This window comes from Azospirillum largimobile (assembly GCF_977007025.2).
In genome coordinates, this window is record NZ_CDRMUA020000002.1 from 805,376 (window position 1) to 827,108 (window position 21,733).

19 protein-coding genes are annotated in these 21,733 nt (G+C 68.7%); 13 read left to right on the top strand and 6 right to left on the bottom strand.

Translation table 11 applies throughout. The features are described 5' to 3' along the window. The first annotated feature begins 7 nt into the window (after positions 1 to 7). Positions 8 to 2,110 (top strand): ATP-binding protein, encoded by a 2,103-nt coding sequence (locus ACWPKK_RS16875; protein WP_452006679.1) that lies wholly within the window; start codon positions 8 to 10, stop codon positions 2,108 to 2,110. Positions 2,111 to 2,172: 62 nt separating this feature from the next. On the opposite strand, the gene ACWPKK_RS16880 is transcribed toward ACWPKK_RS16875, so the two are convergent. Further along, entirely contained in the window at positions 2,173 to 3,063 is an 891-nt protein-coding gene (locus ACWPKK_RS16880; protein ID WP_452006311.1) for an IclR family transcriptional regulator, read from the bottom strand. Positions 3,064 to 3,266: 203 nt separating this feature from the next. On the opposite strand from ACWPKK_RS16880, the gene ACWPKK_RS16885 reads away from it, so the two are divergent. From ACWPKK_RS16885 to ACWPKK_RS16905, 5 genes are all read left to right on the top strand, one after another. Next, positions 3,267 to 4,043 (top strand): enoyl-CoA hydratase/isomerase family protein, encoded by a 777-nt coding sequence (locus ACWPKK_RS16885; RefSeq protein WP_452006313.1) that lies wholly within the window; start codon positions 3,267 to 3,269, stop codon positions 4,041 to 4,043. Positions 4,044 to 4,170: 127 nt separating this feature from the next. Beyond that, on the top strand, positions 4,171 to 5,271 hold the full coding sequence (locus ACWPKK_RS16890; protein WP_324864252.1) for an ABC transporter substrate-binding protein: 1,101 nt from the start codon (positions 4,171 to 4,173) through the stop codon (positions 5,269 to 5,271). 25 nt (positions 5,272 to 5,296) lie between these two features. After that, positions 5,297 to 6,379, top strand: coding sequence for an ABC transporter ATP-binding protein (locus ACWPKK_RS16895; RefSeq protein ID WP_452006317.1), 1,083 nt, complete (start codon positions 5,297 to 5,299; stop codon positions 6,377 to 6,379). Next, complete coding sequence (locus ACWPKK_RS16900) at positions 6,376 to 8,139, top strand: ABC transporter permease subunit (RefSeq protein ID WP_452006320.1); 1,764 nt, start codon at positions 6,376 to 6,378, stop codon at positions 8,137 to 8,139. The genes ACWPKK_RS16895 and ACWPKK_RS16900 overlap by 4 nt, the downstream gene beginning before the upstream one ends. Positions 8,140 to 8,191: 52 nt before the next feature. Next, complete coding sequence (locus ACWPKK_RS16905) at positions 8,192 to 9,748, top strand: AMP-binding protein (RefSeq protein ID WP_452006323.1); 1,557 nt, start codon at positions 8,192 to 8,194, stop codon at positions 9,746 to 9,748. Positions 9,749 to 9,786: 38 nt separating this feature from the next. On the opposite strand, the gene ACWPKK_RS16910 is transcribed toward ACWPKK_RS16905, so the two are convergent. The 5 genes from ACWPKK_RS16910 to tauA form a co-directional block, all read right to left on the bottom strand. Beyond that, a complete protein-coding gene (locus tag ACWPKK_RS16910; protein WP_452006326.1) occupies positions 9,787 to 10,827 on the bottom strand; it encodes a DUF808 domain-containing protein in 1,041 nt (346 codons plus the stop codon). 741 nt (positions 10,828 to 11,568) lie between these two features. After that, positions 11,569 to 12,420, bottom strand: coding sequence for a taurine dioxygenase (tauD, locus tag ACWPKK_RS16915; protein WP_324864262.1), 852 nt, complete (start codon positions 12,418 to 12,420; stop codon positions 11,569 to 11,571). 54 nt (positions 12,421 to 12,474) lie between these two features. Next, positions 12,475 to 13,326, bottom strand: a complete 852-nt coding sequence (locus ACWPKK_RS16920) for an ABC transporter permease subunit (protein WP_452006330.1) — start codon at positions 13,324 to 13,326, stop codon at positions 12,475 to 12,477. Next, a complete protein-coding gene (locus ACWPKK_RS16925; RefSeq protein WP_452006333.1) occupies positions 13,323 to 14,126 on the bottom strand; it encodes a taurine ABC transporter ATP-binding protein in 804 nt (267 codons plus the stop codon). Before ACWPKK_RS16925 ends, ACWPKK_RS16920 begins: the two co-directional genes overlap by 4 nt. A gap of 25 nt (positions 14,127 to 14,151) precedes the next feature. Next, complete coding sequence (tauA, locus tag ACWPKK_RS16930; RefSeq protein WP_452006336.1) at positions 14,152 to 15,168, bottom strand: taurine ABC transporter substrate-binding protein; 1,017 nt, start codon at positions 15,166 to 15,168, stop codon at positions 14,152 to 14,154. A 388-nt stretch (positions 15,169 to 15,556) separates the two neighbouring features. Here tauA and ACWPKK_RS16935 point away from each other — a divergent pair, with 388 nt between their 5' ends. The 7 genes from ACWPKK_RS16935 to ACWPKK_RS16965 all read left to right on the top strand — a co-directional run bounded on the left by ACWPKK_RS16935 (position 15,557) and on the right by ACWPKK_RS16965 (position 21,730). Then, positions 15,557 to 15,796 (top strand): hypothetical protein, encoded by a 240-nt coding sequence (locus ACWPKK_RS16935; RefSeq protein WP_452006338.1) that lies wholly within the window; start codon positions 15,557 to 15,559, stop codon positions 15,794 to 15,796. 135 nt (positions 15,797 to 15,931) lie between these two features. After that, the gene (locus tag ACWPKK_RS16940) at positions 15,932 to 16,549 is read left to right on the top strand and encodes a malonic semialdehyde reductase (protein ID WP_452006341.1); all 618 of its coding nucleotides are present in this window, start codon (positions 15,932 to 15,934) and stop codon (positions 16,547 to 16,549) included. A gap of 75 nt (positions 16,550 to 16,624) precedes the next feature. Continuing rightward, a complete protein-coding gene (locus ACWPKK_RS16945; protein ID WP_452006343.1) occupies positions 16,625 to 17,677 on the top strand; it encodes an ABC transporter permease in 1,053 nt (350 codons plus the stop codon). Beyond that, positions 17,671 to 18,453 carry an ABC transporter ATP-binding protein gene (locus ACWPKK_RS16950; protein WP_452006345.1) on the top strand — a complete coding sequence of 261 codons (783 nt, stop codon included), beginning with the start codon at positions 17,671 to 17,673 and terminating at the stop codon, positions 18,451 to 18,453. The genes ACWPKK_RS16945 and ACWPKK_RS16950 overlap by 7 nt, the downstream gene beginning before the upstream one ends. A gap of 12 nt (positions 18,454 to 18,465) precedes the next feature. Then, on the top strand, positions 18,466 to 19,104 hold the full coding sequence (locus tag ACWPKK_RS16955) for a cysteine dioxygenase (RefSeq protein ID WP_452006348.1): 639 nt from the start codon (positions 18,466 to 18,468) through the stop codon (positions 19,102 to 19,104). A 14-nt stretch (positions 19,105 to 19,118) separates the two neighbouring features. Beyond that, positions 19,119 to 20,723: a rhodanese-like domain-containing protein gene (locus tag ACWPKK_RS16960; protein WP_452006350.1), complete on the top strand. Its 1,605-nt coding sequence runs from the start codon at positions 19,119 to 19,121 to the stop codon at positions 20,721 to 20,723. Positions 20,724 to 20,734: 11 nt separating this feature from the next. Then, a complete protein-coding gene (locus ACWPKK_RS16965) occupies positions 20,735 to 21,730 on the top strand; it encodes an ABC transporter substrate-binding protein (RefSeq protein ID WP_452006352.1) in 996 nt (331 codons plus the stop codon). Positions 21,731 to 21,733 lie beyond the last annotated feature (3 nt).

Consider the following 21,733-nt stretch of genomic DNA (forward strand, 5'->3'; position numbering starts at 1 on the left):
CGCGGTCATGGAGCGCGCACTGATCCTGGCGCCGCATGGACGGGACGCCGCCGTCGCATCGGCCTTGCTGGGCGAGGTCGGAATCGCCGCGCACGCCTGTCCCGACCTGCCGGCACTGTGCAGGGCGCTGGAGGACGGGGCCGGACTGCTCATCCTTGCCGAAGAGGCGGTGCGCACCGCCGATCTCCAGGGGCTCGTCGCCTGGATCGGCGCACAGCCGCCCTGGTCGGACCTTCCCGTCATTCTGCTGACCTTGCGCGGCGACGGTGCCGAACGTACGCCCGAGGCGGCGCGGCTGACCGAGCTGCTCGGCAACGTCACCTTCGTGGAGCGCCCTTTCCACCCGACGACCCTGATCAGCGTCGTGCGGACCTGCCTGCGCGGCAGGCGCAGGCAGTACGAGGCGCGGGCGAGGCTCGCGGAGCGCGAGCGTCTCCTGGCGGAGCTCGCCGACGAACGGGCGCGCTTCGAAACGCTGGTGGAACACCTGCCGGTGGCGGTGAACCTGATGGACCTGAACGGCCGGACCATTCTGTCCAATCCGGCATTCCGGCGCTTCTTCCCGGATTCCGTCATTCCGTCGCAGCGGGCGGATGGCGAGGAGAGCTGGATCGGGTACGATGAGCAGGGCCGCCGCCTGGGCCGGGATCAGTATGTCGCGATGCGGGCCCTGCGCGGCGAGACCGTCAGCGGCATCGAGTTCATCTATCATCCTGCCGGCGGTCAGCCGGTCTGGACCCGTGTCAGCGGCGTGCCTGTGCAGGACTCCACCGGCAAGACAGCCGGAGCGCTCGCCGTCATCGTCGACATCAGCGACCAGAAGGCGGCGCAGGAGGCGCTGCAGCGCCTTACCGCGACGCTCGAGACCAAGGTGCAGGAACGCACCCGGGAACTGGCGGCGACGCTCGACCAGCTGCGCGACGAGATCCGCGACCGCGAACGCGCCGAAGAGCAGCTGCGCCAGACGCAGAAGCTGGAGACCCTCGGCCAGCTCACCGGCGGCGTCGCCCACGACTTCAACAACCTGCTGATGGCGGTGCTCGGCAATCTGGAATTGCTGCGCAAACGCCTTCCCGCCGATCCGACGACGGAGCGCCTGTTCGACGGCGCCATGCAGGGAGCCCAGCGCGGAGCGACGCTGACCCAAAGGCTTCTGGCTTTCGCCCGTCGCCAGGATCTGCAGCCGCAGGCGGTGGACCTTGCCGGGCTGCTGGACGGCATGAAGACGCTGTTGGAACGGTCTGTCGGCCCGCGCGTCGTCATCCGCATCGACGCTCCGCCGGCATCGGCGCCGGCCCTGATCGATCCCAACCAGCTCGAACTGGCGATCCTGAATCTCGCCGTCAATGCCCGCGATGCCATGCCCGACGGCGGCACGCTCACCGTGACCGTGGACGAGGCGCCGGTTTCCGTGGCTTCGGGACTGCCGCCCGGCTTCTACCCGCACGTCAGCGTGCGGGACACCGGCGCAGGGATGGATGGGGAAACGCTTGCGCGGGCGGTCGAGCCCTTCTTCTCGACCAAGGGCATCGGCAAGGGCACCGGGCTGGGATTGTCGATGGTCCACGGTCTGGCGGTGCAGTCCGGCGGTGCATTCCGGCTGTCCAGCGTTCCGGGCCAGGGGACGGTCGTGGAGCTGTGGCTGCCCAAGGCCACCACACCGGTCCAGGCGACCGAATTGCCGCCGGCCCCGGCGGTCGACGTGTCTCCCGCCGTGGTCCTCGTGGTCGACGATGACGCGCTGATCGCCATGAGCACCGTCGATATGCTGGCCGACCTTGGGCACACGGTCCTCGAAGCGAGCTCGGGCACCGAGGCGCTGGAGCTTCTGCGCAGCGGCCAAGCCGTCGACCTGATGCTGACGGACTATGCGATGCCGGGCATGACCGGCGTCGAGCTTGCCCGGGCGGCCCGCGCCATGGCCCCGGACCTGCCGGTTCTGCTGGCCACGGGATACGCCGATCTGCCGGAGGGCGTCGTCGCCGACCTGCCGCGGCTCGCCAAGCCATACACGCAGAACCAACTCGCCGTTGCGACGGCCAAGCTGTTGGCCGAAATGGCGAGGACTTCGGCACATGCCAAGCGGAGTGGCGGTTTCCACCCCGATTAGCGCGCTGAATTCCGGAGCTTGTTTGCCGCAGGCTCGCCCCGGCTGGCCCGTCGAGCGGTCCGTCAGCGTTGCGAGACCGATCCCGCCGCCGCCACCACCAGCGGAGCGAAGCGTTCCTCCATCTCCTCCGGGGTGAAGCGCGCGCGGGAGACGGCGATGTTCAGCGCCCCCACCGGCACTCCCCCCGGCCCGGTGATGGCGGCCGCGACCGACAGGTCGCCGTGATAGAATTCCTCGAACGCGGTGGCATAACCGCGGACTGCCGATTTCGCGATCTTCGCGAGCAGATCCTCCCTCTGCCAGGTGGTGTGCGGGGTGTAGGGCTTCAGATCCATCCGGTCGATCAGGGCCGCCGCATCCGCCGTCGGCAGGCGGGACAGGATGGCGATGCCCGGGGCGGTGCAGTAGGCCGGCATCCGCGTGCCGACGATGACGTCGGTGTTCAGGACATGCCGGCTCATGAAGCGCGACACGAAGACGATCTCCGGCCCGTCCATGACAGTCAGGTTGATCGTCTCCTCGGTCGTCTTGCTGAGATGCATCAGGTACGGCATCGCACGTTCCAGCATCGCATTGCTGCGAAGATAGTGATGCGCGAGATCCAGCGTGCGGACGGTCAGTTCGAACCTCTTGGTGACCGGGTCCTTCCGCAGATAGCCCAGCTTCTCCAGCGTGTAGGTGAAGCGCTGCGCGGCGCTCTTGTCCATGCCGACGGTGGCGGCGACCTGGGTCAGGCTCATGGATGGGCGGCTGTAATCGAAGGCGTGCAGCACGCGAAACGCCTTGTCCACCGACATCACCATCAAGGGATCGGCGGCCCGGCCCTCCTGCCCGTCGCTTTCAACCTGCGCATTTCCGGCCGGGGAGCCGGTTGCGGACGCGCTCCCGGCAGTCCCGTCTGTCGCATTGACGGCGGCCTTGGGTGAAGAGGTGGTGGATCGGCGCGGTGCCATGTCGGTCGGTCCTGAAAGTGCGCGGTGAGAGATACCGTTGACAGCGTACCGAAAGCAAGCCAAGCTAATCAATACAAAGTATTGCTATTCAATACGAGGCGCGGCGACCCCGCCTTCGATCCCCTTTCCCGCGGGGCATTCCGGCCGTGGGCGCAGAGTTGCGCCGGCCCCGGACTGCCCTGCCGTTCCACAGGAGCGCATCCGTGACCGACTTCATCCTCACCGAGACCCGCGGCCCGGTCGGCGTCATCACGCTGAACCGTCCTGAGGTGCTGAATGCCTGGAACAAGGCGATGCGCGACGCACTGGTCGTCGCCTTCGACCGGCTGGAGGCCGACGGCGCCATCCGCGCCATCATCCTGACCGGGGCCGGCGACCGCGCCTTCGGTGCGGGGCAGGATCTCAACGAAACCAAGAGCTTCGATGCCGAGCGCGCCGAGGAATGGGTGGCGGAGTGGGAGCGGCTCTATCACCGCATGCGGACCCTGTCGAAGCCGCTGGTGGTGGCGCTGAACGGCGTGGCGGCCGGTTCCGCCTTCCAGGTCGCGCTTCTGGGCGACCTGCGCGTCGGCCATCCCGGCGTCCGCATGGGCCAGCCGGAGATCAATTCCGGCATCGCCAGCACCACCGGGCCCTGGATCATGAAGGAGATGATCGGGCTGGCCCGCACCATCGACCTGACCCTGACCGGCCGGCTGATGGACGCGCAGGAATGCCACGCCATCGGCCTGATCAACCGCATCGTCCCGCAGGAGCGCGTGATGGCCGAAGCGCTGGAGTTGGCCGGCGAACTGGCTGCGAAGCCCCCGGTCGCCATGCGCCTCGACAAGCAGCGCTTCCGCGAGATGACCGAGGCCGGCTTCCGCGACTGCCTGGCCGCCGGCGTGCGCATCCAGCGCGAAGCCTACGCCTCGGGCGAACCGGCGCGGATGATGGAGGAGTTCCTGGCAAAGCGCGCCGCGCGCAAGACGGCGGCCTGACGGGGCATCCGCCCGAAACCGGACCGGGGCGGAGCGGGGCGGCCTGCGGCCGTCCCCGCCCCCCTTCGAAGCTTCCTCCATCAACCGGGCGACCACAAGACCCGGCCAGCGAACAGGGATTAGGACCATGGGCAAGACCGACGATTTCACCATCAACCGCCGCAGCCTGCTTGCCACCGCAGTGACGGGGGCGGCGGGCACCGCGCTGGGCGCCGCCCTGCCGGTCGCCCTTTCGGCCGGCATGAGCCGGCCGGCGATGGCGCAGACCACCCAGATCACCGTGGCCGATCCGGGCGGCCCCTACAGCCCGGCCTTCCGCAAGGCGTTCTACGATCCGTTCGAGAAGGCGACCGGCATCAAGGTCGTCAATGTCGCCCGCGAGGCCGAACCGACCGCCCAGTTCAAGGCGATCGTCGAGACGAAGTCCTACAGTTGGGACGTCTGCACCCTGACCCTGTCGGCCCGCGACATCCTGGCCCGCCAGAACCTGCTGGAACCCTTGGATTTCCCGGCCTCCGAAGCGCCGGGGCTGATGCCGGAGGCGCTGACCGGCCAGTGGATGGGAACGGACGTCTATTCGACGATCCTCGCCTATCGGACCGACAAGTTCCCGTCCAACCCGCCGCAGAGCTGGGCGGATTTCTGGAATGTCGAGAAGTTCCCCGGCCGCCGATCACTGCGCAAGAACCCCATCGACACGCTGGAACAGGCCCTGCTGGCGGACGGCGTGCCGCTCGACCAGCTCTACCCGCTGGACGTCGAGCGCGCCTACAAGAGCCTGGAGCGCATCCGCCCGCACATCGCCGCATGGTGGACCGGCGGCGCCCAGTCCACCCAGCTGATCCAGAGCGGCGAGGTGGACATGATCGCCCTGTGGAACGCCCGCGCCCAGGCCGCCATCGACGGCGGCGCGCCGGTGAAGATCTCGTGGAACCAGGGTCTCTATTCCATCGAGGGCTGGGGCATCCCGCGCGGCAACCCGCGTGCCGACGCCGCCCGCAAATTCATCAAGTTCTGCGCCGATCCCCAGCGCCAGGCGATCTTCACCGAAGCGCTGTCCTACGGCCCGACCAACCTCAAGGCCTATGACAGCATTCCGAAGGAGCGCGCGCAGGCGCTGCCCACCTTCCCCGAGAATCTGAAGCGGATGACCATCGCCCGCGAGGACTGGTGGGGTGCCAACCGGTCCAAGATGAGCGAGCGTTTCAACGCCTGGATCCTCGGCTGACGACCATCACAGGAGACCCGCCGCCATGTCCCCCTCCCCCGGAACGGCCCCTCCCGCCTGCAAGCTGCTGGTCGATGGCCTCACCAAGAGCTACGGCTCCGTCGTCGCCCTGCAACCCACCCGCCTGGAAGTCCCGGCGGGCGAGTTCCTGACGCTGCTGGGCCCCTCCGGCTCGGGCAAGACCACGCTTCTGCAGATGATCTGCGGGCTGGTGGAACCGAACGGCGGGCGCATTCTGATCGACGGCCGCGACGAAACCCGCACCCCCGTCCACAAGCGCGACATCGGGCTGGTGTTCCAGCATTACGCCCTGTTCCCGCATCTGACGGTGGCGGAGAACATCGGCTTCCCCCTGCGCATGCGGGGGGTCGCGGCCTCCGACCTCGACTGCCGGGTGCGCGACGCGCTCGACATGGTCCATCTCGGGCATCTCGCCGACCGCTTTCCCAAGGAATTGTCGGGCGGGCAGCAGCAGCGCGTCGCGCTGGCGCGCTGCTTCGTCTACCAGCCCTCCGTCATCCTGATGGACGAACCGTTGGGGGCGCTGGACAAGAAACTGCGCGAGCACATGCAGTACGAGATCAAGCGCCTGCACCGCGAGACCGGCGCCACCATCATCTACGTCACCCATGACCAGGAGGAGGCGCTGGCCATGTCGGACCGCATCTGCCTGATGAACCATGCGCGCATCGAGCAGATCGGCACCCCCCACGACATCTACGCCCATCCGAAGACCGCCTTCGCCGCCGATTTCATCGGCGTGTCGAACATCTTCCGCGGCCGCATCCAGCAGGACGAGGGCGGCGCACCCATCCTGGTGACCGGCGGGGGCCGCTTCCGCCTGTCGGCCGCCACCGCCGCCTCGGGCCAGGGCGAGGCGTCGCTGATCGTTCGCCCCGAACAGCTCGACCTCGACGGCGAGGGCGACAACGAGGTGTCGGGCGAAGTGGTCGATACCGTCTATGCCGGGTCGGAAACCCGCGTCCTGGTGGCGCTGGGCGACCAGTCCACCATCACCGTGCGGCTGCGGCGCGGCATGTCGCCGCCGCCACTGGGCGACCGGGTCGCCGTGCGCTGGCGCAGCGACGCTGGGGTGCTGGTGTCATGAGCGCCGCGATCCTGCACGGCTCCGCCGAGGGCGGCCTGAGGCAGCGGCTGCGCTTCGGTCCGCTCTGGCTGGCGGCGCCCGGCATCGCCTTTCTGGCGGTCTTCTTCATCTATCCGGTCCTGCGGCTGCTGGGACTCAGCGTCCAGGATGCCGACACCGGCGCCTGGACGGGGGACCATTACGCCCGGATCGTCGACACCGGCGTCTATTTCCGCGTCCTGATGGGCACCTTCCGCATCGCCGGGCTGACGGCGCTGTTCTCGCTTCTGCTGGGCTATCCGCTGGCCTACTGGCTGGCGCAATTGCCGGAACGCAGGCGCGGCGCGATGGTGCTGGCGGTGATGATCCCGTTCTGGACCAGCTATCTGGTGAAGACCTTCGCCTGGATGGTGATCCTGGGACGGAACGGCGTCATCAACGGCATCCTGTCGGCCGGCGGCCTGCCGGCGCCTGAGATGCTGCACAATGAATTCGGCGTGATGGTCGGCATGGTGCACGCGATGCTGCCGCTGGCGGTGCTGACCATGCTGCCGGTGATGACCGGCATCGACCGCAGGCTGGTGCAGGCGGCCGAAACGCTGGGGGCGGCGCCGGGCCATGCATTCTGGCTGGTCTATTTCCAGCTGTCGCTGCCGGGCGTCGCGGCGGCGGGGCTGCTGACCTTCATCTCGTCGCTGGGCTTCTTCATCGTCCCGGCCCTGCTGGGCGGACCGCAGCAGACCATGCTGGCGCAGCTGATCATCACCCAGATCCAGGAGATGCTGAACTGGGCCTTCGCCGGCGCGCTGGCGACCTTCATGCTGACGGCGGCGCTGGTCACCTGCTGGGTCTACGACCGCGTCTTCGGCCTGTCCACCCTGTCGGGCGAGGGAGCCCGGCGCAAGACGGGCGGCGGCGGCATGCGCAAGGCCGGCCAGCGCATCCTTTCGGCCCTGGCGGCGCTCACCGCCGCGGCGGCGCGGGTGACGGCGCCGGTGCTGGGCGAGCGGGGCCGCGACCGGCTGCCGGCGGTCTATTCGACGCTGGTGCTGGTCTTCCTGGTGGCGCCGGCCGTCGTGGTGGTGCCGATCGCCTTCACAAGTTCACCCTTCCTCGACTTCCCGCCGCCGGGCTACAGCCTGAAATGGTTCGAGGTCTATTTCGGATCGGACCTGTGGCTGGGCGCCACGCTGCGCTCCTTCGGCGTCGCCTTCGCCACCGCCATACTGGCGACCCTGGTGGCGGGACTGGCCGCCCTGGCGCTCGCCCGCTCCACCTCGCGCTGGCGCGGGGCCATCTTCGCCCTGTTCCTGGCGCCGATGATCGTCCCGCGCATCGTCATCGCCGTCGGGCTGTTCTACCTGTTCGCCCAGATCGGGCTGGTCGCCACCGACCTCGGCCTGATCATCGGCCACACGGTGCTGGCCCTGCCCTTCGCCTTCGTCGCCATCGCCGCCGTTGTGAAGGGCCACGACTGGCGCCTGGACCAGGCGGCGGCGACGCTCGGCGCCAACCGGGTGCAGACGCTGATGCGGGTCACGGTTCCGCTGATCCGCGGCGGTCTGGTGGCGGCCTTCCTGTTCGCCTTCATCACCTCCTTCGACGAGCTGACCGTGGCGATCTTCGTCAGCGGCGGGGTCAAGACCACCCTGCCCAAGCAGATGTGGGACGACATGATCCTGCAGTTGAACCCGACGCTGGCCTCGGTGTCGGTCGTCGTCTTCGTCATCGTCATGGCGCTCCTGCTGATCGCCGAACGGCTGCGCCGCTCCGGCCGCTGAAGCGCCGCCATCAAGACGCCACCCCTGCCATCCTTTCAGAGATCCATCGATCATGTCCGATTTCGACACCGGGTTCGCCGGCCTGCTGACCCAGGCCGCGCGGACCGACGGCGAGCGCCTGTTCGCCCGCTACAACGGCAATCCGCTGACCGTCCATGCGCTCGACCGCCAGTCGGACAGCGTCGCGGCGGAGCTTCGGCGGATCGGGCTGGTTCCCGGCGACCGGGTGGCGCTGATGCAGCGCAACAGCCCGGCGGTGCTGTCCACGCTGTTCGGCCTCGCCAAGGCCGGACTGGTTTGGGTCCCGATCAACGCCCAGCAGCGCGGCGATGGGCTGCGCTACATCCTGGACCATTCGGACCCCGCCGCCGTGCTGGCCGACGCCGACCTCGTCCCGGTGATCGCGGAGTGCGGCGCCGACCTGTCCGGCAAGCCGCTGATCGTGGCTGGTGCCGGGGCCGGAGCCGGGGCAGACACCCCCGCCGACGCCCTGCGGCTGGAGCCGATGCTGGACAGTGGCGCCCGGTTCGAGGGAGCGCTTCCCGGCCCCGACGAGCCCTTCGCCATCATGTATACCTCCGGCACCACCGGCCGGCCGAAGGGGGCGCTGGTCACCCACCGCATGATGCGGCTGGCGGGCGAGGCGGTGGCCCGCGTGTCCGCCGCCCGCGATGGCGACGTCCTGTTCGTCTGGGAACCGCTCTATCACATCGGCGGCGCCCAGATGATCGTGCTGCCGCTGATCCGCGCGGTGTCGCTGGCGATGGTCGACCGCTTCAGCGCCAGCCGTTTCTGGGATCAGGTCCGCGACTATGGCGCCACCCACATCCACTACCTGGGCGGCATCCTGCAAATCCTGTTGAAGCAGCCGCCGAGCCCGCGGGACCGCGATCATCCCGTGCGCATCGCCTGGGGCGGCGGCTGCCCCAAGGAAACCTGGACGCCTTTCGAAGAGCGGTTCGGCGTCCAGATCCGCGAATGCTACGGCATGACCGAGGCGTCGAGCATCACCACCTGCAACGACGAGGGCACCGTCGGCGCGGTCGGGCGGCCGATGCCCTGGTTCACCGTCCAGCTGCTGGACGAGACCGGCAACCCGGTTCCCCAGGGCGAACGCGGCGAGATCGTGGTCCGCACCGGCGTGCCTGGCGCCCTGTTCACCGGCTATTTCCGCAATCCGGAGGCAACGGCGCGGGCCTTGCGGAAAGGGGCGCTGCACACCGGCGACCTCGGCTCCCTGCTGCCCGACGGCACGCTGCTGTTCCACGGACGGATGACCGACAGCATGCGCTGCAAGGGGGAGAACGTCTCCGCCTGGGAGATCGAGCATATCGCCGCCACCCACCCCGCCGTCGAGGATTGCGCCGTCATCGGCGTGGCGGCGGAGATCGGCGAACAGGACATCAAGCTGTTCGTGAAGCCGAAGGCGGGCGCCAGGCTGGACATTCCGTCGCTGTCCGACTGGCTGGGCCGGCAGCTGGCTCCCTATCAGAACCCCCGCTACATCGCGGTGGTGGAGGAGTTCGAGCGCACTCCCAGCCAGCGCATTATGAAGCACCGCCTGCCGGCGGCCGTGCATGACAGCTGGGACCGTCAATCGGCACGCTGATGACGGTCGGGCGACGCGGTTCCCGTCACGGAGCCGCGTCAGCGTCTCAGCATCGCAAAGGCCGGAATGGCGACCCGGTGGACCAGCGGGATCAGCAGCGCGCCGAGAAGAAGCCCGACAATGCCTGCGAACCCGGCGGCGACCAGCCATTCCATCACCGCCGCCCCCGCCGGAAGCGCATGGCCGACCGCCACGGCGGCGTCATGGATCGCGTGCCCGAGTTCCTCCAAGCCATAGCCTTCCAGCCCATGGATGATGATGCCGCCGCCGACCCACAGCATCGCAGCGGTGCCGACGAGGCTGAGCAGCTTGAGAAACAGCGGCATTCCATAGACGAGACCGCGGCCCAGCCCCTGCGTCAGCGGGCGCAGCAGCCGGTCCGCCCCGCCCGGTGCGCCGGGGGCCAGCCGCCGCAGCCCGAAGAGGCTGGAAACGGGCCGGTCATTCTGCGCCATGGCAATGCCGGCGTCGTCTGCCTTCACGATCAGGGCCACCGTGCCGTATACCGCGATGGTGATGCCGGCTCCGACGATGGCCAGGATCAGTGCCTGCATCCAGAAGGAGGAAACCTCCGCAGCGACGGCGGACAGCGTGATCGCCATGATCTCGGCGGACAGGATCAGGTCGGTCTTGATCGCGCTGTTCACCTTGGAATCTTCGAATTGCCGGGCCGACTGCCCGCCGGCCGTGCCCTCTGCGCCGTGGCCGTCATGAGCCTCGTGCGGCCAGATCGCCTCAAAGACCTTCTCCGCCCCTTCGTAGCAAAGGAAGGCTCCGCCCAGCATCAGCAGCGGCGTGATGGCCCAGGGCGCCACCAGGCTCAAGACCAGGGCGGCCGGCAGCAGCAGGATCAGCTTGTTCTTCAAGGAGCCGAGAGCGATCCTGCCGATGATCGGCAGTTCACGATCCGCAGTGAACCCGACGACGTAGCGTGGCGTAACGGCAGCGTCGTCGACCACCACGCCGGCGGCCTTGGCCCCCGCCTTTGCAGCCTGCCCGGCGGCATCGTCCAGCGAAGCGGCGGCGATCTTCGTCAAGCCGACCACGTCGTCAAGCAGTGCGATCAGTCCTGTGCTCAAGGAAACGGCTCCTGATAATCCCGGCGCCATCCTAACAAACATCGACCCGCAGCATTCCATTTTTCATGCCCATGCCGAGGCAACTCGCAGGACGCGGGCTCCAAGGACCAGAGGCGATCGCGGGTGGGATGCGCCGCGGATCGGTACCTCAGGGCAAGATCACTTGAATCGGTGCTCGGTGACGGCGACGAGGGGATGGCCGCGATGGAGATGATCCGGGCCATGGTCGACCGCGTCGTGCTCTCCCCCTGCCCGTCCCTTCGGGATGCACACATCTCGCACTTGCGGAAAATTGTACAGCTTGGCATTGAGGAAAGCCCCTCTCCCCTCGCGGGAGAGGGGTTGGGGTGAGGGGCGCAGATCTGGTTTCCACCGGCTTCCAGCCGGTCGCACCCCTCATCCCAACCCGCGGGTCGGCAAAACGCCGTTGGCGTTTGGCCGATCCCGCCCCGCAAGGGGAGAAGGGCCACTCGCCACCGGATGCGGCCTTTTCTTCGCCGATGCGAGATATGTGCACGCCATAGCCTGCCCGTCCGGCGCCGGGCTGGAGGCGCAGCTTCATGGCGACTTGGTGGCGATTCTGGAGGCGTGCGCCGAAGCGGACCCGATGCGCCGACAGCCCGCCTCGTTGGAGGCGGGCTGCCAAGTGTCGATGGTTGCGGGGGCAGGATTTGGCTTTTACCGAACGATGAACCGCTCTTGAGCGTAGCAGGATTGACGCCCTGCTTCCCTGCCCCCTCCTCAATAGGGCCGGTCGCCGAGAACGGTGGCGCGGTGCATGATGCGCCGGTGCGGCGAATAGTCGTTCACCGCGTAATGCTGGGTCGACCTGTTGTCCCACAGCACAAGATCGTCGGCTTTCCAGCGCCAGCGCACCGTGTATTCCGGCCGGCTGATATGGTCGTACAGGAAATCGAGGATCGCCGCGCTCTCCCGGTCGCTGAGCCCGACGATGCGCGCGGTGAAGTTCTCGTTCACGAACAGGGCTTTGGCTCCGCTGACCGGATGGGTGCGGATGACGGGATGGACCACCGCCGGGTGCTTGTCCCGCGCCGCCTTCCAGCGGGCATGGGTCTCAGGGTCGCCATTGTGCCGCCATTCAGGAAAGGAACGGGTGAAGTCGTGCAGGGCCTTCAGCGGCTCCAGCAGGCGGCGGATCGGTTCGGACAAGCCGTCATAGGCGGCTATGTTGCTGGCCCACACCGTGTCGCCGCCGATCGGCGGGATCAGCTTGCCGGACAGGGCGACGATGGCAGGCGGCGTTTCGATGCAGGTGACGTCGGTGTGCCAGACGTCGTTGTCGCTGGGATTGTGCGGCCCGGTGTCCAGCACCATGATCTCCGGCTGCTCCGCCACCTTCGGGTAGATCGGGTGGATGTGCAGCTGACCGAAGCGGGCGGCGAAGTCGCGTTGCGCCTTGGGGGTCAGGGGCTGGTTTTCGAAGAACAGGACCTGATGGGCGACCAGGGCCCGTTCCAGTGCCGCCGCTTCACTGTCGGACAGCGGACGGGAAAGGTCGATCCCCTCCACCCGCGCGCCGATGGCGGGGCTGACGGGCGTGACGGTGAAGGTGGACAGGGCAATGTCTGGCATGGCGGTTCCCCGAATTTTGTCGTTCAACGAAGTCGTTTTTTGAATTGCGGATTCTCAGGACTTGCCTTTCCACGGCACCAGCCACGCTTCCAGCAGGCGCATTCCGTAGGAAAAGGCGAAGGCGAAGACGGCGATGATGCCGATGCCGACGAAGACCACGTCGGTGGCGAGGAAATGCGAAGCGGACATGATCATGAAGCCGATGCCACGGGTGGCGGCGATCAGCTCCGCCGCGACCAGCGTGCTCCAGCCGACGCCGATGCCGATGCGCAGGCCGGTCAGGATCTCCGGCAGGGCGCTGGGCAGCACGATGGTGCGGAACAGCTGCCAGCGGCCGGCGCCCAGCGACAGCGCGGCGTTCACCCGCTCGATCGGCAGTGCCCGCACGCCGGCCTGGGCCGACAGGCAGACCGGCGCGAACATCGCCAGCGTCAGCAGGACGATCTTCGACACCTCGCCGATGCCGAGCCAGATGATCATCAGCGGCAGATAGGCCAGCGGCGGCAGCGGCCAGTAAAACTCGATGGGCGTGTCGAAGACGCCCTTGGCCCAGCGGTTCAGCCCCATCGCCAGCCCGAGCGGAATGCCGAGCGAGGCGGCGATGACCGCGGCGGAGAAGATGCGGAACAGGCTGGCCGACACATGCTCCCACAGTGTCGCGCCGGCATAGCCGTCTTCGACGATCGCCAGGAACTGGGTCGCCACCTCCTGCGGGGTCGGCAGGAACAGCGGCGGCACCAGCCGGTACTGCGTCACCAGGAACCACGCCCCCAGCAGCAGGGCGGCGGTGACGAGACTGATCGGGCCGGTGCGCGCGCCGTCCAGGCCGAAGGGGTGGAGCCGGACGATCTTGGGACGGTCCGCCGGGCCGATGACACGGTCGCCGGGACGGGCAAGGTCGGTCATTGCAGCACCCTCCGGCGGGAGTCCGTCTCGGCGTGCGGGCGGTGCACCAGAGTGCGGATCTCGTCATAGAGTTCCGCGAATTCCGGCGCCGACAGGATGGCCCGCACGTCGCGCTCGGCGGCGAAACGGCGGACGAAGTCCAGGTCGAAACGGGCGACGATCCGGCCGGGGCGCGGCGACATCACCACCACCGTCGTGCCGAGGAACAGCGCCTCCTCGATGGAATGGGTGATGAAGAAGATGCGCTTGCCGGTGCGGGACCAGACATCGATCAGCAGTTCCTGCATCTGCTCGCGCGTTAGGCTGTCGAGCGCGCCGAAGGGCTCGTCCATCAGCAGGATCTTCGGATCCGTCGCCAGCGCACGGGCGATGCCGACGCGCTGGCGCATGCCGCCCGACAACTCATGGGGGGCGGCGTCGGCGAAGCCTTCCAGTCCGACCAGCCCCAGCAGCGCCTCCGCCCGCTCGCGCCGCTCCCTGGCGGGAACCCCGGCGAAGCGCAGGCCGAGCGCCACATTGTCGGCGACGCTGCTCCAGGGCAGCAGCGTGTCCTTCTGGAACACCACGCCGCGGTCGGCGCCGGGGCTGGCGACCGGCTGGCCGTCCAGCGTGATCGATCCTTCCGACAGTGGGAGGAAGCCGGCGATGGCGTTCAGCAGCGTCGACTTCCCGCAGCCCGAGGCTCCCAGCGCCACGACGATGCTGTTGGCGTCGATGTCGAGCGATGCGCGGTCCAGCGCATGGACCACCCGGCCGTCGCGGGCGGAAAAGAAGACGCTGGCGTTGCGGACCTGGAGCATGGGCGCTCTCCTGTCGGCCGAATGATCAGCGGATGTCCGTGACGTACTCCGCGGTGACGAAACCGCCGTAGCTGGGCAGCACGGTGGTGATCTTCTTCTGCTCCTTCAGGAACTCCGCCGTGTCCTTGAGGATTTTGGCGGCACCGGCGGAGTCGTTGCCGCCCAGCCAAGCGGTGGAGGCCTGCACCTCCGCCGGGACCAGCGACAGGTTGGTCAGCGCCGACGCCTGATCGGACGGCGTGCCGCCGAGCAGCTTCGCCAGCGTCTTCGCATTCTCCGAATCCGGCCCCCAGGCCGCCTTGTCGTTGCGGAAGGAGGCGCTGTAGCGCTCGATGGTGCCGGCGAAGCTCTTCAGGAAGGCCGGATTGTCCTTGGCGAAGGCGGCGGTCGCCACCCAGGCGCTGAAGGTCGGCGCACCGCGGTCCGCCACCTCGCGCGAGGTCAGCAGCACCTTTCCGGTCTTCTTCAACTCGGTCAGCGCGGGATCCCAGACGAAAGCGCCGTCCAGGTCGCCGCGGTTCCAGGCGGCGACGATGTCCGGCTGCGGGATGGCGAAGACCTGCGCGTCACGCTCCGTCAGCTTCTCCTGCTTCAGGACGGCGAGCAGCTGGTAATGGTCGGTGGAGACCGGGGCGGCGGCCAGCTTCTTGCCCTTCAGGTCCGACGGCTTTTCGATGCCGGAGCCGTTGCGCACCACCAGCGCCTCGTCGGTACCGGAGATGGTCGCGAGGTGGAAGGCCTTCACATCCAGCCCGCGGCTGACCGCGGCGGCGAACGGGCTGGAGCCGACATAGCCGACCTGCACGTCGCCCGACGCGATGGCGGCGAAGATCTCGGCTCCCGAATTGAACTTGCGGAAGTCGATCTCAGTGCCGGTCGCCTTGGCGAATTCGCCGTTGGCGATGGCGACCGAGGAAGGCAGCGCGTCGGTCTGATAGCCGACCACGACCTTGCCGGACGCCGCTTCGGCGATGGTGGAGGCGGCAAAGGGGGCGACCGCGGCCAGCGCGGCATAGAGGAGTGTGGGCAGAATGGGCTTCATCGTCGTTCCCCCCGTCACGGTTGTGAATGCCGGCATGCGAGCGCCGGAAATCCGAATGTCCGTGAACTCTAAAGCGACGCTCCGGCCGTTGTCACGCTAAAATCTACTTTCCTACAGGGAAATATGTTATAAATACTTATTCTTCTTGTTAAATCATGTTCCCAGTGCGATCCCGAGCGCTTTCGCCGGCTGGATTTCTGCACCCTCCGCAGGCCCCCAGCGGTAACGGCTCCGCCAAAAACATCACCTGATATGAAGCCGGCGCTTGACCTCGCCCAATTTTCCTATTTTCCTATAGGTAATTCTGATATTGAACGGTATCGCGCTGTGATATCTCCGCAGCCGTTCGGAAGCGCCACGGCCCCACCACCTGACAAGGAGATCCGCCATGCAGGATTTGGATGATTTCGACCGGATGGTGATGGCGTCGCTCTGTCCCTCCGGCGCGCTCGTGCTGCCGCTTTTGCCGCCGGATGGACCGGCGGCCGACCCGGCTGTCGGGGTGAGCGACGACGGCGTCGCGGAAAACGGCAATGAGGGCAGCGGCAATGAGGACAGCGGCCTGCTTCCCCTCGGCCTCGGCATCGTCTCGGCCATTCTGCTGGCATCGCTGGCGGCGCTGGCCTGACCGGGCTGCCGGCCACTTCCACACTCCCTGCTCGCCCCCGGCACTCTGCCCCGCGCCGTCCACAAGGCCAAACGAATCGACGACCGCCGCCAGCATGTGTGGTCGTGACCCAATTCCCTGACGGAGACCGCTCCCATGCCGGACACCCATCTTCCCGTCACCGAACCATTGCCCGACGACATCGCCCTTGCCGCCGACCGACTGTTTTTCAGCGCCCGCACGCCGCATTCCTGGTCCGGTCGGCCGGTCCCGGTGGAGACGCTGCATCGCCTCTACGATCTGGTCCGGCTGGCGCCGACCGCCTTCAACGGCAGCCCGGCGCGCTTCGTCTTCCTGACCACGCCGGAGGCGAAGGAACGGCTGCGCCCGGCGCTGAGCCGCGGCAACCAATCCAAACTGACGGCCGGCGCCATCGCCATCGTCGCCTATGACCGCCGTTTCTTCGAACATCTGCCGCTGCTGAGCCCGCATTACGACCCTTCGCCGATGTTCGTCGAGGAGCCGTCGCTGGCCGAGACCACGGCGTTCCGCAACGGCTCGCTCCAGGCCGGCTATCTGATCCTGGCCGCCCGGCTGCTGGGGCTGGATGCCGGACCGATGTCCGGCTTCGACGCCGAAGCGGTCGATGCGGAGTTCTTCGCCGACGGCCGGCTGCGCACGAACCTGCTGGTGGCGCTGGGCCATGCCGACGGACCGCCGTCGCGCCCGCGCGCGCCGCGGCTGGATGCGTCGAAAGCGGTGGTCGTCCTTTGATTCGATCGCCTGTGACCCAAACGCCGTAACGGCCAGCCCGTCCAACGACTGAACCGGCCGAACCGGAGACCCATCATGAGCGTGAACGACACGGCCGCCGCCCTGCCGGCGGCCAACGGCGGAGCCTTGCCGAGTGGCGCCTCCCTGCCATCCGGCCTCCCGCTGCGCTTTTCCGCCGCCGCCCTGCTGTGGTTCGCGGCATCCGGGGTGACCGCCCTGTGGCCCGATGCCGCCGATGCCGAGCCGTGGGAGCGGACCGGCGAGTTCGCCAGCCTGCTGGTGGTCGCCGCCGGGCTGCTGGCGCTGATCGCACCGCTTACCGCGGTCATCCGCCCGGCACCGCGCAGCCGGCTGGCATCATCCATTGCGGGATTGTCGGCATCCGTGCCCTGGTTGATCGCGCTCGCGCTGGGCGTCATCGGCTGGGAACTCCTGACCGCCAAGCTCGGTCTGCTGCCGCGCCCCTTCTTCGTGCCGCCGCAGGCGCTGCTGGAGGTTTATCTCGACGACTGGCCGCGGCTGCTCGACTGCTTCGCCGCATCGCTGACGCTGCTGGTCACCGGCTATGCCGTGGGCTCGGTGCTGGGGGTGGTGACGGGTGTCGCCATCGGCTGGTCGCGGGCGGTCGGTTATTGGGTCCATCCGGTGCTGCGGCTGATCGGCCCGCTGCCGGCCACCGCCTGGCTGCCCATCGCCTTCTTCGCCTTTCCCACCAGCTGGAGCGCCAGCGTCTTCCTGATCGCGCTGGCCAGCGGCGTGCCGGTGACCGTGCTGACCTGGTCCGGCGTGGCCGGCGTGAACAGCGCCTATTACGACATCGCCCGCACGCTGGGCGCGTCCCAGCGCTTCCTGGTGCTGAAGGTCGCCGTGCCGGCGGCGATGCCGCATGTCTTCGTCGGGCTGTTCATGGGACTCGGCGCCTCCTTCGCCGTCTTGGTGGTGGCGGAGATGCTGGGCGTGAAGTCCGGCGTCGGCTGGTACCTGCAATGGGCCCAGGGCTGGGCCGCCTACGGCAACATGTACGCCGCGCTGCTGGTGATGGCGCTGGTCTGCTCCGGTCTGGTGACGCTGCTGTTCCGCGTCCGCGACCGCCTGCTCGCCTGGCAGAAGGGAATGCTGAAATGGTAGCGCTCGAAAACACCGAAACCGCCGGAATGACGATCGACGTGCAGGCGGTCAGCCACAGCTTCGAATTGCACGGCGCGCCGTTGCCGGTGCTGGACGGGGTGGAGCTGCGGGTAGAGCCGGGCGAGTTGGTCGCTCTGCTGGGGCCGTCAGGCTGCGGCAAATCCACCCTGCTGCGCCTCGTCGCCGGGCTGGAGCCGCCCAGCCGGGGCTCCATCCTGGCCGACGGCCGCCCGATCGACGGCCCCGACCCGTCGCGCGTCGTCGTGTTCCAGGACCCGACGCTCTATCCCTGGCGCACCGTGCGCGACAACGTCGCCCTGGGGCTGGAGGCGCGCGGCCTGCTGCGCTCGCAAGGCCACCGGGTGGACCAGGCTCTGGCCCTGGTCGGGCTGGCCGGTTTCGAGAAGGCCTTTCCGCACCAGCTGTCGGGCGGCATGGCGCAGCGGGCGGCGCTGGCCCGCGCGCTGGTCAACGACCCGCGCCTGCTGATCCTCGACGAACCGCTGGGCAAGCTGGACAGCCTGACCCGCCTCGCCATGCAGAGCGAACTGGTCGATCTGTGGCGCAGCAAGGGCTTTACCGGCCTTCTGGTGACCCACGACATCGAAGAGGCGCTGTTCATGGCGACCCGCGTCATCGTGTTCAGCGGCCGCTCCGCCCGCATCAAGGCCGACTTGGCCGTGGACCGCCCCTATCCCCGCCACCGCGGCGATCCCGTTCTGACCGACCTCCGCCACCGCATTCTCGAACTGCTCGGCCTTGCCGAGACCTGGTGAGGACGCCCGACCATGCCCGACAGCCTCTCATCCGATACAGCCACCCCCAACTTGGCCCGCCTGCGCGGGTTCATCGCCGACTTCACCCGGCTGATCGAGCGGCATGGCGACGACGAAGCCGCCGTGCTGGACGCCGGCCGCGCCCTGCTAGTCGACCTGATCGCCGTCGACGACTGGCTGCCCGACGCCTATGCCCAGCCCGATCCGGTGCATTACCGCCAATATCTGCTGCATTGCGACCCGTATGAGCGCTTCTCCGTCGTCAGCTTCGTCTGGGGACCGGGGCAGCGGACGCCGATCCACGACCACACCGTCTGGGGCCTCGTCGGCATCCTGCGCGGGGCGGAACGCTCGCAACGGTACGACCTGCAGCCCCAGGGCGGCCCGCCCGTGGCCCATCCGCCCGAGATCCTGAAGGCGGGCTCGGTAGAGGGGGTATCGCCCCGCATCGGCGATGTCCACGCCATCGCCAACGCCCTGCCCGACCGGCCATCCATCAGCATCCACGTCTATGGCGGCAACATCGGCGCCGTCCGGCGGTCGGTGTTCGACCCGCTGACCGGCCAGCGCAAGCCCTTCATCTCCGGCTACGCCAACAGCGCCCTACCCAACCTGTGGGACCGCTCGCAGCCCGTCCCCCACGCCGCCTGAGGATCCCAAACACCATGACCGCAGCCGTATCGCTCGCCACCCGCAAGCCCGCCGACATCCGCCGCTCCTGGATCGAGCGCGACGAGGTCGCCCTGCTCGATGCGCGGGAGGAAGGCCCCTATTCGCTGGCCCATCCGTTGTTCGCCGTCTCCGTCCCGTTCAGCCGGGTGGAGCTGCTGGCCTACGACCTGCTGCCGCGGCGCGACGTGCCGATCACCGTCTATGACGATGGAGAGGGCTATGCGGAGCCCGCCGCCCGCCGGCTCCAGGCGCTGGGGTACAGCGATGTGACTCTGCTGGAGGGTGGGCTGGCCGGCTGGGTCGCCGCCGGCTTCGAGGTCTACCGGGACGTGAACGTGCCCAGCAAGGCCTTCGGCGAGTGGGTCGAGCACCATCGCCACACCCCTTCGCTGCCGGCGGCGGAGGTCAAGGCGCTGCTCGACGCCAAGGCCGATCTGGTCATCCTCGACGCCCGCCGTTTCGAGGAATACCGCACCATGTCGATCCCCGGCGGCATCAGCGTGCCGGGGGCGGAACTGGTCAAGCGGATCCGCGACATCGCCCCCGACCCCGACACGCTGGTGGTGGTCAATTGCGCCGGCCGCACGCGGTCGATCATCGGAACCCAATCCCTGGTGAATGCCGGCATCCCCAACCGGGTTGCCGCCCTGCGCAACGGCACCATCGGCTGGACCCTGGCCGGGCTGACGCTGGACAGCGGGCGCGAGGGACGCTTCCCCGAAGTCTCGGCCGAGGGCGACGCCGCCGGCCGCCAGGCGGCGCGCGCGGTGGCCAACCGGGCCGGTGTCGGCCGGATCGATGCGAAGACGCTGGACCGCTTCCGCGGCGACGAGCGCCGCACGCTCCACCTCTTCGACGTGCGCACGCCGGAGGAGTATGAGGCCGGCCATCTGCCGGGCTTCCGCCATGCAGCCGGCGGCCAGCTGGTCCAGGCGACCGACGAGCATGTGGCGGTGCGCGGCGCCCGCATCGTCCTGGCCGACGATCCGGCGGGCGGCGGCGGGCCGCGCGCCGACATGACCGCCTCCTGGCTCGCCCAGCTCGGCTGGGAGGCGCATGTGCTGGAAGGCGACGTGTCGGCCCTGGGCAGCGAGAGCGGATCCGACCGCCGCCGCCTGCCGCCGGAGCCGGATGTGGGGGCGGAGACGATCGCCCCGCGCGACCTGCTGGCCCTGCTGGAGAATGGCGAGGCGGCGGTGATCGACATCACCCGCAGCCCGCGCTACCGCGCCGGCCACATTCCGGGCGCGTATTTCTCCACCCGCGCCCGGCTGGCCGAGACCATCGCCAGCCTGCCCACAGGCGTGCGGCCGGTGCTGACCTGCGGCGACGGCACGCTGACCCGCTATGCGGTGGCGGACTTCCCTGCAGGCCAGCGCCCGCTGCTGCTGGAGGGCGGCACCAAGGGGTGGATCGCGGCCGGACTGCCGCTCAGCACCGACCTCGACCGTCTGGGGGGTGAGCCCGACGACGTCTACAAGCGCCCCTACGAGGGCACCGACAACAGCGCCGCCGCCATGCAGGGCTACATCGACTGGGAGCTTGAACTGGTCGATCAGCTGAAGCGCGACGGCGCCCACAACTTCCACGTCATCTGACGGAGCCTGCCATGACGATGTTCCCCAATCCCCTCCCGTCATTGTCGCGCCGCCATGCCCTCGGCCTCGGTGTTGGCACGCTCGCCGCCGGACTGACACTCTCCCCCCTGCGGCAGGCACGGGCGGCCATTCCCGCCGGCACCGTGCTGAAGGTCGGCGACCAGAAGGGCGGCGTGCAGTCGGTGATCGAGGCCGCCGGGCTTCTGGCCGACCTGCCCTATCGCATCGAATGGAGCCAGTTCCCGGCCGCCGCCCCGCTGCTGGAGGCGCTGAACGCCGGCGCCATCGAAGTCGGCTATGCCGGCGACGCGCCGACCACCTTCGCGCTGGCCGCCGGCACGTCGGCCAAGATCATCGGCGCCGTGCGCTCCAACCCGCAGAGCACGACCATCCTGGTGCCGGGCAACTCCTCCATCCGCAGCGTCGCCGACCTGAAGGGCAAGACCATCGGCACCGGGCGCGGCTCCATCGGCCACTATCTCGTGCTGGCGGCGTTGAAGGCGAACGGCCTGAAGCCCGGCGACGTGAAGATCGCCTTCCTGCTGCCGTCGGACGCCAAGTCGGCGCTGGCCGCCGGCTCCATCGACGCCTGGTCAACTTGGGGCATCTATGTCTCACAGGCGCTGCTGGTGGACGGCGCCCGCGCGGTCGTCACCGGCACCGGCCTGATGAGCGGCCTGTCCTACCAGTCCGCCACACTGGAGGCCATCGCCACCAAACGGGATGCTCTGGCCGACCTGATCCGCCGCTTCGCCGCCGCCCGGCTGTGGGCGCTGGAAAACAGCGACGCCTATGCCGGCATCTGGGCCAGGACGGTCGGGGTCGATCCCGCCATCGCCCGCCACACTTTCGGCGTCGAGCGGGCACGGCCGGTTGCTATCGACGCCTCGGTTATCGCTGACCAGCAGGCGACGTCCGATGTCTGGCGCGAGTTCGGCATCATCCCCAAGCGGCTGGACGCGGCGGCGATCTTCGACCCCGGCTTCAACAGCGCCCTTCCGGCCTGACGG